Raw genomic sequence first — 15197 nt, 5'->3', positions numbered from 1 at the left:
GATTTGATTGTAACTCATATAGCAAACAAAATGTTAAGTCTTAGAACTTTTTTGTAATTTCACATGATTCTTAAAAATTATTTAACCCAATGTCACAATCTCTAATTGAAGAAACTCAAGAATTTGTTTTTAACTTACTTAAAGACGAGCTCCCTAATACCTTTTTGTATCATAATTATACGCATACACAACGTGTATTGAAAAGTACGAAGGAGATTATTGAGCATTCTTCTTTGAGTGAAGAAGAAATCTTAATTTTAGAATTAAGCGCTTTGCTTCATGACACTGGTTATGTAAAAAGTTGTGAAGAACATGAAAAGGAAAGCATTAAGATTGCTACGATTTTTTTAAAAGAGAAAGAAGTTGACGAAAATATTATTAATGCAGTCTCTAACTGCATTATGGCAACTAATATTAACGTTGAGCCCCAAAACGAACTTGAAAAGATTTTAAGAGATGCAGATGGCTCTCATTTTGGAAAAACATACTTTAACGAAGCTAGTGAGTTTTTAAGAAAAGAACTCGAATTACAAGGAAAGAAAAACTTTTCACCATCTGAATGGAGAAAGGAAAACATTAAAGTTTTAACTGAGAAACATCATTACTATACCGATTATGCTTTAAAAAACTGGCAAGCAGTTAAGGAAGAAAACTTAGCCAAACTTCTTAAAAAGAAGAAAAAACATAAAAAGAAACTTAACGTAGAGAAGCTAAAAGCGAAGTACAAAACGCAATACAAAAACGAAAGTCCAGAGCGTGGTGTACAAACGTTCTATAGAACAGCATTGAGAAACCATATTAAGTTAAGTGATATAGCAGATACAAAAGCTAACATCTTATTATCTGTAAATGCTATTATTATTTCTGTAGTCTTAGCCAATCTTATTTCTAAATTAGATAACAACCCATATTTAACATGGCCAACGGTAATATTTACCTTGTTTTGCGTTATTTCGATGATTTTATCTGTCATTGCTACACGACCAAACGTTACTAGCGGACAATTTACAAAACAAGACGTTATAGATCAGAAAGTAAACTTAAGTTTCTTTGGTAATTTTCATAAGATGAAATTAGAAGAATTTGAGTGGGCTATTGGAGAAATGGTAAAAGACAAAGACTACATTTATAAAGCTCTAACCAAAGATTTATACTTTTTAGGTATTGTTTTAGAACGAAAATACAGATTACTTAGAATGACATATACCGTATTTATGATTGGCATTATTGTGTCCTTAATTTCGTTTGCTGTGGCTATAAAAAATAATCCTGCATTAGATATCGTTGATATTATTCCAGAATCCTCATCAACTACTTATATTAACAGTTCTCAAATTCCCCCCCACCTTTAAGACTCTATCGTAGCCATTAAATCATCATAAGTGTAATGCTCTTTATCATTATTTAAACCACTATACAACAAACTAACACGCAAGGCTTTTAAACCAGTAACACCCTGTAAATCTTCAACTTCTATATACTCTAAATCATCAGACAATATCTGTTTAGATTGTAAGAAATTAATATATCTTACATATTCTTCTTCATCTTCTTTTTGAGAATAGAAAATTGTAATTTTCCCTTTTTGAGTAATACGTTCTTGTGTTCCTTTAACAAAAGCTTTATCTACACGCTTTTTAACCACTTCGTAACGCGCATTATAAGTCCCATCAACATCAAATCGTTTTTCATCCATTCTAAAACGAATCGATAACGGCTGATTAAACACCAAAATCATTGAGGCAACATCTAAAGCTATTGGATATTTATCTTGATTATGGTAATAATCATTTTCCATCTCACACATAACCTGCAATTGCCACAGTCTTAAATTGTAGAGATAAATCATATCAAAACTATCCTCCTTGGTAATAGACTCACCTATATACATATTATGTTCTACACCATCCGTTTTAAAACGTTCAAAAAAGTGAGGATACATCTTCTGTGCCTCTATTTGTTTCTGATCTAACAATGAAGACATATTTCTGTTAATATACTTTACAGTATCATCATAATGTTTTCGGTTAAAATAGACGACATTTAGATTCTTATCTATCTTACTAAAATAAGATTCAACATCAGCTTTCAGTGACGGTTGTGTTTTCTTAATTAATTCAAAAACAGGTTTTAATTTCTCACTTAAAAAAACAGAAACCTCATGTTCACTATAAACTTTAAAAGTGGTTTTTAATCCATTTTCAAATTCACCAATTTGAAATTTCATCTGTTCATAAATAGGCAAATCACTGACCTCAATACTCTTATCTAAAACTTTATCAGCTAATTTTAATTGCAATAACAAATCTTTCTGTGTCGCTGTATTTCTAGCTGTTGAAGAACCTTTGACATCAATCTGACCGTATAACGGGTACACATTTTTAAATGCAATTTTTCTAAAAGAAGGAGATTTATCTGAAAGCCTTTCTGATTTTATATAATGTTTAGCTTCTTCAACAAATTTCCAATGAACACTAGAATGAATAGAAGTACATTCCTTTTGTATAAGCGCCTCAATTAAGTTAGACTCTTCATTTTTAGAACGCTGAATAGCCGACTCAATAAACGGCATAACGTCCTCTAATTTATTTGCATTAATGCTATTTAAAACTTTTGGTTTTTTAGAAACAATTTCTAAAATCCCCATTAAGCCCTCATCATTTGCTATGGGTGCAAAAATGGCACTTTGTATATTTTGATTATCTAAAACTTTAATATGAGGAGGGTTACAATCCGTGTTTTTCAATGCTTTTTTTACATCTGAAACAGAAAAATATTTCTTCTCATTAAGTAGTCTATTGTAAGACCAATCACAAAGCGTATCCGAACACTGTGCTGTATCTAATTCATTAAGTAAAAAACTATTTACTCCTACTCCATAAAGACGTTCAAAAGTATCCGTTTCTTTATTATACATTGAAAAACCGACCTTAATAGATTTCAAGCCTAAAAGTGAGCGAAATATTTCATGGAAATTATTGAAAAAATTTTTATCGTCTCCTTTAACTTCTTTAATTAAACCCGATTTAATATTTGAGATCGATTGGTCATCTGTAACATCAAACATATTTGATATTATAAAACCATCAAATTCATAACTATTTGGTGGAAATTTTTCCTTCCAAAGATCTATATTATCAAAGTTATCTAATAACTCATCGTAATCTTCTTGAGTTATTTTTGGCGTACCAGGTTTTGGTTTTATTTCTGTAAAATCTGCATTATATAAAATTTTATAATAATGCATAACACCGTTTTCATCAGGAATTTCATAAAAAAATGGACGCTTAAAATTTAATGAGTATCCATAACAGAAGTTTAATACAATACTACAAGCCGTAATATACATCTGCTCTGTAGGCATATTTTGTATTTCTAACTCATAATCATTCCCCGCTGCTTTTATAATGGATTTAAAACGCTCGGAAGGATTAAATATGAAATTATAAAATGGCAAAGCTGCTGTTTTAATTTCATTTTGAGTTAGTAACGGATTAAAGGTATCCTGAAGAATCCCTTCGATTTCCTTTTCATAAGTTTTAAATACAGAAAACTTGCTAAAACCCTCTCTTAATATAGGGTTGTTTTCGGCAATTTTAAGCACACGCTGTGCATTAGCAACAATAAAGTCATTATCAGCATGAATTAATTCATCATACTTTTCTAATAATTTATTAAAACTAACCTTAATGCTAAAAGGAGATTCTATTTGGTTATTAATGTCCAACACTTAATTTTTGATGTTAACCTAAGTTACGAATAATTATCTTAGTCGTAACTTAGGTCTATTTATTACACTGCAAAATTAACGTAAAAACAAATATTTAAACTCAAATAGAGCCGCTATTATTTCTTTTTTAAGCTGATAGCAAAACCACCTCCTTCAGCTAATTTCACACTTAATTTAGAATCTTTTTTAATCTCTATTTTTTCGATAGAAATATCTAAAGGATTATTATCCCAATGCGCATTTTCACCATCTTTATAAATAACAACCTCATACTCTTGATTCTCGCCTAAAAAATCGAATGTTAAATCTACAGTTCTAGCTTTTTCATCTGTAATTCCTCCAACAAACCAGTTTCCTGTTCCTCTTTCTTTTCTAGCAATAGTAACATAATCACCAACCTCTCCGTTTAATACTTTGGTTGTTTCCCAATCTACTCCAACATCTTTTATAAACTGAAGTGGTTCTGGATTCGCTTCGTAATGCTCTACCAAATCGGCAGCCATTTGCACCGGACTATAAATCACCACATACAATGCTAATTGTTGAGCAATAGTAGTATTAACTTGATTATCCTTTTTGTACTCATCAAATTTAATATTAAAAATACCAGGTGTAAAATCTATCGGTCCCGATAACATTCTTGTAAAAGCAACAATTGGTAAGTGCTCTGGTGGATTTCCGCCATCTGTAGCCCAAGCGTTAAATTCTTGCCCTCTTAAACCTTCTCTCGATATAATATTTGGATACGTTCTACGCAATCCTGTTGCTTTTATAGGCTCGTGCGCATTAACAGCAACCTCATATTTTGCGGCCTTAATTGCTGCGTTATTATAATGATTCACCATATATTGTCCATGATGATATTCACCTTTTGGTAAAATCTTACCAACATAACCAGATTTTACGGTATGCATGCCGTATTTCTGCATCAATGCATAAGCAGTATCTTGTTGTTTAGTATAGGTTTCCGTTGCTGCAGAAGTTTCGTGATGCATAATAATATCTACACCTTTTTCCTTTCCGTAACGCACTACTTCATCTATATCGTAATCCGGATAAGGGGTTACAAAGTCAAAAACACCTTCGCGGTCTTCAAAACCAATCCAATGCTCCCAACCGGTATTCCAACCTTCTACTAAAACACCTCCCATGTTATTTTTAGCGGAAAAATCAATAAATCGTTTTACGTTTTCAGTATTAGCACCGTGTGTTCCATTAGATTTCCCTCCGTCAGTCCATGTACTCATATCTTGCGTCATCCCATAATCCCAAGATGATTTACCCAAGTGCATTTCCCACCAAATACCTGTGTATTTCATGGGCTTAAACCAAGATACGTCACCCAGTTTATTAGGTTCATTTAAATTTACAATAAGTTTCGATTCTATTAAATCTGGCGCATTATCTGCAATTTGAATCGTTCTCCATGGCGTATTAAAGGGCATGGTACGTTTTACCTTATAATCCGTGTTTTCAGAACCTACTAAATTACTTACTAAGTTTAAATTTTCTGTATCTACTTTTAAAGTCATACCTGAATAATCCACTAAAGAAGCTTCATGGAAACTTAAATGTGTTCCATCGCTACCAACCATCGTTACCGGTGTATTTACAGCATTTTCAGGAATATACGTTTGTGCTAAATTAGCATGATTTGCTAATTTTAAAGCATCAATTTCAGATAACTTAGTAGTATTATACAAATGCTCGTAAATATCCCAATCTCCAGGAATCCAAAAGGTTTTGTAATCTTCAGTAAGATTAAATTCAGTATGCTCTTCAGTTATAAAAATATCACCTTTTAATCGTGCTTGCTTTGGGAATTCGTATCTAAAACCAATACCATCATCATAGACTTTAAATACGATATTTAAAAAGCGTTCTGGACTTGTTTTTTCTTGAAGCTCAACCTTTAATTCGTTATAATGGTTTACCACATCTAACTGTTCTCCCCAAGGCATTTGCCATGTTTCATTAAACGTTGAGGCTGTCGTGCTTTTAATTATAAAATTCTTATTAAAAGATGGAACATCTTTAAACTCGAAACCTAAGTAAGAGGTATCAACAACCGTTTTATTATTGAATTGAACCGTATAAAATGGTTGTCCTTCATTATTAATATTGAAACTAATGGCAACTTCTGAGTTTGGCGACTTAGCTTCTAAAATTGTTTTTTCTGTTTTAGAACAAGAGAAAAAACCAATAGTTATTAGAAGTATGGCGAATTTAATTTTCATGTTTATCTTTTTTCGATTAATACTATATTAAAACCTGAGTCTATCGTTATTTTTCCATTTTCTACAGTTGCTATTTCTCCAGAATATGCATCACGTAGCATTACTCTTTCTTGAAAAACTTTAGAGACATCAATTACTTTTTTACCTTTTTCAAGATCTAAACCAATGACAACTCTATCTTTAAAATCCCCTTTTTTAAAGCTTCTAGAAAAATAATAAGGCGAAGCTAAAATCATCTGATGAGTTCCTGCACCAACTGCTGGATGTTTAGCTCTAAATTGTCCTAATTTTTGCCAATGCATTAATACTTTTTTCGTTGTTGGATTATTAGCTATAGAATCCCAATTCATAAATGAGCGTAATGTTGCATCTCCTTCTGTTCCTTCAATAACTAAAGACCTAGCCGATTCATCACCATAATAAATTTGAGCTGTTCCTGGTGCCAATAACAATTTATTAGCCGTAACATAAGGCTTTTTTCTTAAAGCATCAAACGGACTGCCATCATCATGAGAACTTAAGTAATTTAAGGTTCCAAAACCTTTTAATTCATGTTGTAAAATCTGAGAATAATTAGAAAATAAATCTTCATAGCTTTTATCTTTTGAATTGTATTTGAACTCAAAATTAATCAAACTTTGAAAACTTGGTGGATTAAAATAATTCACTTTTTTATCTCCAAAATCATAAAATTGACCGCTACTAATTCCGTAGTTATAAATCTCTCCAACTAAATAAAAATTGTTATCATCTATAACTTTATCTGGATTGCTTTTCTTGAATTCTGCAAACGCATAATCACATTCTACTTTAAATTCTTGCCAAACATATTCTTCCGTATGCTTTACAGTATCTGCTCTGTAACCATCTACACCAAATTCTGTAATGTAATCCGTTAACCATTTCATAATATAAAAACGCGGTGCCCTTGGGTGACCTGTACGCTCAAAAAATTCGTCGAGCTCTTTTACTTCTTGATCGTAACGTCCTTCTGCTTTCCACTTTTCTACTAATTGTGGTGGTAAAGCAACAGCTTCATTACTTTCGGTTCTAATATCTGGAAGATTTGCTACCAACGTACAACTGATGGTATTGTTGTAATTATCGTAAGAACATTGTTTGTCCGTACGTACCCATTCTTCTGGCCAAACTGGGTCTTTTTCCGTTACTGGACCTGTGTGATTTATTACAGCATCTAATACAATTCTAATCCCTTTAGCATGTGCTTCTCTTACTAACTCGTGCAAATCTTCTTTGGTTCCAAAATTTGGATCAATAGTAGTCCAATCCTTAGCCCAATACCCATGATAACCATAAGTAGTTCCTGTTCCTTCATCAGTTCCACCATGAATTTGCTCTACAATTGGCGTCATCCAAATAGCATTAATTCCAAGATCGGTAAAATAACCTTCTTTTACTTTTTGTGTAATCCCTTTAATATCTCCACCTTCAAAACCTCTCAGCTTTCCTGCTTCTTTTGTTCTATCAAAATTGAGATCATTAGACGTATCACCGTTATTAAAACGGTCTGTCAATAAAAAATATAGATTTGCACCTTCCCAAACAAATGGCGTTTCTATAATATCCGATACCTCTGTAGCAGTTGTCTTTTTTTCTGTATCCTTATTTTTACAACTCAAAGTGATTAGGATTATGGTGAATAAAATTAGTTTTTTCATGTATTTTTATTATTTCTTCTCGATACAAATTTGTTCATACTTCTCAAATTCACTCGAAGTGACGATTGTTTATTATTGTAAGACTTACTAAAGCTTTATTTAATTTTTAGGATGAACGACTCTAAAGGCTTCACATCAATTCTCACTTCAGCCTTACCATTTGCTACTTTTAATGTTGAAGTATAGGTATTGTATAATTGATCTTTTACTTCATATTCTCCATCTTGAAGCTGTAATTTCTGAACTAAATCTTCAGGTAACTGCAACTCAAATCCGTACGCATTATCTGCATTAAAATTTGAAATAATAATCAACTTCTCATCTTCACTCCAACGCACAAAAGACAATACTTTATCGTTATACCATTCCGTATGTTCTTGATTATACCATTGAATATCTTGATAATCTCCCATCAATGCAGAACTATTAATGGTGAAGTTTAATAAACGCTTATAAAAATCACGAAGTTCTTTTTCTGCTTCAGTAGATTGTCCGCCATCAAACCAATAATCATTTACCCAACGCACTTGACTTGGCACAGATCCATAATCAAAAATAGAGGTTCGGCTTGGATCTCCAAAACCTAAATCTTCTGCTCCTGGCTCTCCTAATTCTTGTCCAAAATAAATCATCGTTGGTGCTGTAGACGAAGTTGCAGAAACCACCATTGCAGGTTTTCCTTTAACTGCACTGCCTGCAAATTCGGGACTTGCAATACGTTGCTCATCATGGTTTTCTAAAAAGTGAAGCATGTGCTGTTCAATATCACGCAATTCATTTAAAATTGGTGGAATATTATTTGTACTTCCGTGACCTTGCACCACGTTTTTTAATGTATCGTACAACTGAACTTTATCGTAGAGATAGTCCATTTTACCTCTTTTAATATAATCTCTATATAAACTTGGATTGTAAACCTCAGCTAATAAAAAGGCATCTGGATTTTTCATTTTTATATGAGAATTCATATAACTCCAAAACTCCACAGGCACCATTTCTGCCATATCATAACGAAAACCATCAATACCTTTTTCTGTCCAATAGAGAGCGATATCTTTAAATTTTATCCATGAACTAGGAACAATTTTATCACTCCAAAATTCATAATGTTTTTTGTAATTTTCATTCTCAAAACCATCTGGCAATTCGTCAAAGTCTTTTCTCCCATCTGGACTAATTCCGTAATTAACCTTTACGGTTTCGTACCAATCATTCATATCTGGTTGCGATGCTCTTGAGCCATTTCCAGTCCATTTTGCCGGAATCTCTTCAAACTTACTGTCTGCTAAAACTGTTTTTTCACCACCTAAAGGTTGGTAACCATTTTTCCATTTGGGTACTTTAAAAGCTTCACCTGGATTGTAATAAAAGTTATTATTAACGTCGTAAGTTTTGGTTTTATCATCTTCTGCTCCAAAATCGGTAACACCCTCAGGGTTGGATAAACTTTGGTAATTACGAGCCACGTGATTAGGCACTATATCAATAATCACTTTTAATCCTGCTTCATGAGAACGCTTTATTAAGTTTTCAAATTCTAGTAATCTGTGATCAATATTTATCGCTAAATCCGGATTTACATTATAATAATCCTTTACCGCATATGGTGAACCTGCTCTTCCTTTTACAATATCTGGATCGTCATTTGAAATGCCATATTTAGTGTAATCTGTAATCACATCATGATGCGGAACACCTGTATACCAAATATGCGTCACTCCTAAATCTTTAATTTCAGCTAAAGCTTTATTGGTAAAATCATTAAACTTCCCAACACCATTCTCTTCCAAAGTTCCCCAAGGTTTATTAGTGGTATTTGTATTTCCAAACAAACGTGTAAAAACCTGATAAACGACTTCCTTTTTCTTCATTTCCGTTTTAATTACTTCTGATTTTGGCGATTCTTTTACTTCATTTTTACAACCGACAAACACCGTAAAAACAAGAGCAATTAAGATAAGATTTTTTATGTGCATTCGTTTATTTTTTTAGTTTGATTTTAATTTCTTTTACTTCGGAAGTATTCCAAGTTACAGGAACTATCAATGTATTTGTTTCTTCATTATAAAAGAAAGGAATTTTACTACCAATAATCTTTACATTTTTTGGACTCTCTAGAATATTATGAATAATTAAATCTATTGATTTAGTTTTCGATTCAAACTGAGAATCCTTACTTGTTTCGAATTTAAATTGCAGATTAGACCCTTTAAATGCAGCTTTAAAATCTAATAATTCAAAATTCTCTGTATTGGCTTCAAGTCCGTTATCATTGTATAATTTGTATGTAGTTTTTGGCGTACTTGAATCGAAATAATAATAATGTAACTCAAAATTATCACTATTAAAATCCGTTGTCGATTGCATCGGTTTTGCCATCGGAATAAAAGCACCTGCTCTTACATAAGTTGGAATCGTATTTTCTTTTAGTTGAACGGTTTTGCTTTGTCCACCTTCTACTTTTTCATTGGTATAAAAATCGAACCATACATTATCCTTTGGAAAATAGATTTCTTGTTCCGTAAGCTCAGCTTCCAAAACTGGTGACACTAAAATAGCATCTCCCCATAAATAGGTTTTTGAATAATTAAATAAGGCTACATTATCCGCTTCTTCAAAAAACAAAGGTCGCATTAAAGGTTTACCAGATTGGTTATTTTCATAAACCAAATTGTAATTGTAGGGCAATAATTTATAACGTAATTCAATCGCTTCTTTGGCCAATGCTTTTGCTTTTTTACTTCTAAAAACGGGTTCGCTTGGTACGTCTTCTTGCGCGTGTGGTCTAAAAATAGGGTTAAAAACTCCGTATTGTAACCAACGCACATATAATTCATCATCTAAATTAGCGCCTGCAAATCCGCCTAAATCACTATGCATATAAGCCAAACCTTGCATGCCCATTTGTAGGGCAATTTCAGGTTGACTTTGTAAACCTCCCCAAGTTCTGTTGACATCTCCAGACCATGGAATCATTCCGTAGCGTTGTGAGCCTGAATAACCTGCTCGCATTAAAATGAAAGGTCTTGCATTTGGAAAATCACGTTGATAACCTTCGTGGATTAATCGTGCCCAATCGTGTCCATAAATATTATGAACCTCATCTGCAGAACCTGTATGATGTTGCACCCAACTTGGATGTACTTCTGGCTCTCCTAAATCACCCCAAATACCTGCAACACCCATATTAGCGATATCTTTATAGATGTTCCAAAACCATTTTTCGCCTTCGGGTTTATATATATCTATGAGTCCCGTATTTCCGAAATAGAAATCATATTTAGCAGGATTCCCTATAGAATCTTTAGCTAAAACATCTTTTTCAACAGCTTCTTCCCATTTTTTAGACGTAGTAAGCACAAAAGGTTCTGTAATAGTTATGGTTTTTACACCTTTATTATTAAGACGTTTTACCATGCCTTCAAAATCAGGAAAAGAATCTCTGAAGACTTCCAAATTCCCCATCGTTCCTTTTAAGTCTTTTCCGAACCAATATAAATCTAGAATGATAGCATCAACCGGAATTTCTTCTTCTTTAAATTTATTGATAGTCATTTCTACTTCTTCCTGCGAATGATACCCAAAACGACTAGAGAAATTCCCCAAAGCCCAACGTGGCAACATAGGCTGTTTCCCTGTTAGATTTGTATAATTATTAGTGATGTCGTACCAAGACTCCCCTACGATGACTTGATAGGTTTTACGTCCTGAAATCGTTTCATATTTCAACGTATTATCGCCTTTACTATCTAAGTCTAAGAAACCAATTGGTGCATTATCAAAGTGAATCATGTATTGGTTAGAAGACAATACAATTGGCAAAGTAAAGTTCATTAATTCACTATGGGTTTCGTAACCATAATGCGCTCTATTGTATAGTTTCAGTCTATACCCACGACGATTCATACCTAAAGCTCTTGCGCCTCCCCCATATAAAACTTCATCTTTGGTAAGATTAAATTCTATAGTTTCTAGACTGTCGTTTTTAACATAACCTGCTTTTTCAGATGTGATAAGTTTGCCTTTGTAGTAATATGAAATTTGAAATGGATTTTTAGTGACTTTGATATCAATACCATTTGTTTTAATTTCTATAATTTTTTCACTTTCTAGAACTTCAAAAATTGAAAAATCAGGCTTTGCTATAATGGCATGAGAATCTGAATTTATCGTTTCATCATTTGGAATAAATGAAGTTTCTACCATTTCTGAGGCATAAGCTTGAAAAATATAAACACCATCATTTACCTTTATAGATGGCACACCTTTATTTACCCAAGCGAAGGATTGAAATGTGCGTTCTGTATTTTGTGCATTAATTAAAAATGAGGAAAATATACATGCTAAGAATAGAATTATTTGCTTCATATTAAAACTTATAATTACAAGGTTTATTTTTTCAAACGCAACGAAAAATTTATTCTATTTCATTTCATTATGAAAAAATACCTACAAGGTTTTAGAAACCTTGCAGGATATTAAATTTATATTGGTTTTATACTTCGTTTGCACTTAACTACCGACTAAATATGCAGTATTACACCGTCATTAACTTATTAGGACTGATAGTCACTTCTTTTCCGTTGACAAAAATCTGTAAATCCTTATCGCCTTCTAATTCAAATTTCGTTTCATTTTGATTGACACTTACTTTTACAACTTGGTGTCTAAAATTCACTTTAAAAGAGTAACCATCCCACTGTTTTGGAATTTTTGGCTCAAATGATAAGGTGTCATTTTTAACACGCATACCTCCAAAACCTTCTACAATACTCATCCACGTTCCTGCCATTGAAGTAATATGCAATCCTTCGTGAACTTCGTGGTTATAATCATCTAAATCTAAACGCGAAGTTCTTAAATAAAACGTATATGCTTGGTCCATTCTGTCTAACTTAGCCGCCTGAATACTGTGTACACATGGTGACAAAGAACTTTCGTGAACGGTGAATGGTTCATAAAAATCGAAATGACGCTCTAATTCTTCCGTTGTAAATTCATCTTCAAAGAAATACATCCCCTGAAGTGTATCGGCTTGTTTTATATATGGTGAACGTAAAATTCTGTCCCAAGACCATTTTTGATTAATTGGACGTTGCGACTTGTCTAAATCTGTAACTGTAATTAATTCTTTATCTAAGAAACCATCTTGCTGTAAGTATACATTATGTTTTTCAGAATAAGGAAAATACATATTGTCAGCAACCTTTAACCATTCGCTAACTTCTGCTTTAGATAGCTTGGTTTTATCCATTACACGTGTGTAGTCCGCACTGTACTCTGCCTCTACTTTTTCTATACTTTGAGCTGCATATTTAATACACCATTGCGCGATATAGTTGGTATAAAAGTTATTATTTACGTTATTTTCATATTCGTTTGGCCCCGTTACACCTAGAATAACATACTTATTTTTATTCGTAGAGAATGTGGCGCGTTGATGCCAGAATCTTGCAATACCAATAAGTACTTCTAATCCCATTTCGGGGATATAACTATAATCTCCAGTATATCTGTAATAGTTAAAAATAGCAAAAGCGATAGCTCCGTTTCTATGGATTTCTTCGAATGTAATTTCCCATTCATTATGGCATTCTTCACCATTCATCGTTACCATAGGATACAATGCAGCACCATTTTTAAAGCCTAATTTTTCAGCATTTTCAATAGCTTTTTGCAAATGATTATGTCTGTAAGCTAATAAATTTCTTGCAACACTTTGGTCTTTTGTAGCCATGTAAAATGGTATACAATACGCTTCTGTGTCCCAATACGTACTTCCACCATATTTTTCACCTGTAAATCCTTTTGGACCAATATTTAAGGTTTTATCAGTACCTAAATATGTTTGATTTAAGTGAAATATATTAAAACGAATACCTTGTTGTGCTTTTACATCGCCTTCTATTGTGATATCTGCGGTATCCCAAATGTTAGACCATGCTTGTTTTTGATCTTCTAATAATTTAGTGAATCCTATTAAGGTCGCTTTATCTAAAGTTGATTTTGCTACCGTAATTACTTCGGTTTTATCAAGATTTCGATCTACTGTATAACCACCAAATTTATGGATAGAAAATGTATCGCCTTTAGTTACCTTTTGTGTATATGAAAATGCAATAGTCGTATCTGTTTCTTCTTTTTCTGAAGCTATTTCTACTTGATTTCCATTATGAAATAATTGCGATTCCATAAACGTACAGGTATAAAACTCAGTTTTCATGGTTTTAGCTTCTATAAAAGCTTTTTCACCTTCTTGAGATACTTTTACGGTATCCCAAAATTTATCGTCCCAGTTAGTATCTTCATTAGTGATGCCACTATCTAAATAAGGTTGGTAAGTTATAGTTGCATCTGCATTTAATGGCTTAACAGAATAATCAATAGCACCTAATTCGTCTATATCTAAACTTAAAAAACGCTTTACATTGACTTCTACTTCTATATCATTTGGAAGTGTTGCCGTAAAACTTCTTGACAACCAACCTTCTTTCATGTTTAATTCTCGCTTAAAATTTTCTACATTTTTACACGTATGAAGATCTAAAGCCTCTCCATTAATAGAAACATTAATCCCAATCCAACTTGGTGCATTTAATACCTTTGCAAAATATTCTGGATAACCGTTTTTCCACCAACCTACTCTAGTTTTATCTGGATAGTATACACCCGCGATATAACTACCTTGAAATGTTGGTCCTGAATAGTGTTCTTCAAAATTAGCACGTTGTCCCATAGCTCCGTTTCCGATACTAAACAAACTTTCTGATGCCTTAACTTGTTGAGGATCGAATCCTTCTTCTAAGATTGACCAATTGTTTGGTATGATATAATCTAGATTCATTATGATGATATTTTAAACCTCTTTACGAGATACTTATTTTTAATTTATTTTTCTATTAGAGATTTTAAAAAATCTTCTGATATTTCTGTAAAATCATTGAATACATAATCCGCATGACCTAAAATAGCTTTGCTTCCTATTCCGATAGAAATCATATTTGCTGTGTTCGCAGCTTCTACTCCTGCCACTGAATCTTCAAAAACAATACAATTTTCTGGCTTCATATTAATTTCCTTAGCTGCTATTAAAAACACCTCAGGATCTGGTTTTGCTTTTGTAACATCATTTCCATCTACAATAGCATCGAAATCAGACATGATATGAACACGTTCTAAAATTGTTCTCGCATTTTTACTTGCCGAGCCTAATGAGATGGGTTGTTTATTTTCTTTTAGAAACTTTAAAACCTTTGGTACATCTGGTAATATTTCGCTTTCATCCATTTCTGCGATGTAACCTAAATATTCTTCATTCTTTTTTCCCATAAGGTCATTGAACAGCTCTTGAGAAATGGTTTTATTTCCCCATGCTAATATTTTTTCTAAAGAACGTACACGGCTAACCCCTTTAAGTTGTTCATTTTCTTCCTCTGTAAAATTTATACCTAAACCTTTAGCGAGTTGTTGCCACGCTAAAAAGTGATATTTTGCAGTATCTACGATGACACCATCTAAATCGAATATGAATCCTTTTTTGTTCATTTACTT

The 15197-nt window shown here is 32.7% G+C and carries 8 protein-coding genes; 1 reads left to right on the top strand and 7 read right to left on the bottom strand.

Annotated elements, in window-relative coordinates:
- The first annotated feature begins 89 nt into the window (after positions 1-89).
- Positions 90-1352 (top strand): Pycsar system effector family protein, encoded by a 1263-nt coding sequence (locus tag H0I32_RS09910; RefSeq protein WP_179313478.1) that lies wholly within the window; start codon positions 90-92, stop codon positions 1350-1352.
- On the opposite strand, the gene H0I32_RS09905 is transcribed toward H0I32_RS09910, so the two are convergent.
- The 7 genes from H0I32_RS09905 to pgmB form a co-directional block, all read right to left on the bottom strand.
- A complete protein-coding gene (locus H0I32_RS09905; RefSeq protein WP_317166990.1) occupies positions 1349-3730 on the bottom strand; it encodes a GAF domain-containing protein in 2382 nt (793 codons plus the stop codon). The two genes, H0I32_RS09910 and H0I32_RS09905, sit on opposite strands and share 4 nt — an antisense overlap.
- Before the next feature lie 116 nt (positions 3731-3846).
- Positions 3847-5967 carry a glycoside hydrolase family 97 protein gene (locus H0I32_RS09900; protein ID WP_179313480.1) on the bottom strand — a complete coding sequence of 707 codons (2121 nt, stop codon included), beginning with the start codon at positions 5965-5967 and terminating at the stop codon, positions 3847-3849.
- Positions 5968-5969: 2 nt separating this feature from the next.
- Positions 5970-7646 (bottom strand): alpha-amylase family glycosyl hydrolase, encoded by a 1677-nt coding sequence (locus tag H0I32_RS09895; protein WP_179313481.1) that lies wholly within the window; start codon positions 7644-7646, stop codon positions 5970-5972.
- Positions 7647-7741: 95 nt separating this feature from the next.
- Positions 7742-9622 (bottom strand): alpha-amylase family glycosyl hydrolase, encoded by a 1881-nt coding sequence (locus tag H0I32_RS09890; protein WP_179313482.1) that lies wholly within the window; start codon positions 9620-9622, stop codon positions 7742-7744.
- A gap of 4 nt (positions 9623-9626) precedes the next feature.
- Complete coding sequence (locus tag H0I32_RS09885; protein ID WP_179313483.1) at positions 9627-12014, bottom strand: TIM-barrel domain-containing protein; 2388 nt, start codon at positions 12012-12014, stop codon at positions 9627-9629.
- A gap of 169 nt (positions 12015-12183) precedes the next feature.
- Complete coding sequence (locus H0I32_RS09880; protein ID WP_179313484.1) at positions 12184-14490, bottom strand: glycoside hydrolase family 65 protein; 2307 nt, start codon at positions 14488-14490, stop codon at positions 12184-12186.
- A gap of 44 nt (positions 14491-14534) precedes the next feature.
- A complete protein-coding gene (gene pgmB, locus H0I32_RS09875) occupies positions 14535-15191 on the bottom strand; it encodes a beta-phosphoglucomutase (RefSeq protein WP_173586333.1) in 657 nt (218 codons plus the stop codon).
- Positions 15192-15197: the final 6 nt, after the last annotated feature.

The organism is Winogradskyella sp. HaHa_3_26 (assembly GCF_019278425.1).
In the GTDB taxonomy this organism is placed as follows: domain Bacteria; phylum Bacteroidota; class Bacteroidia; order Flavobacteriales; family Flavobacteriaceae; genus Winogradskyella; species Winogradskyella undariae.
Note: the sequence above shows the minus strand (reverse complement) of the source record. Positions and strands in the feature narration are given on the sequence as shown.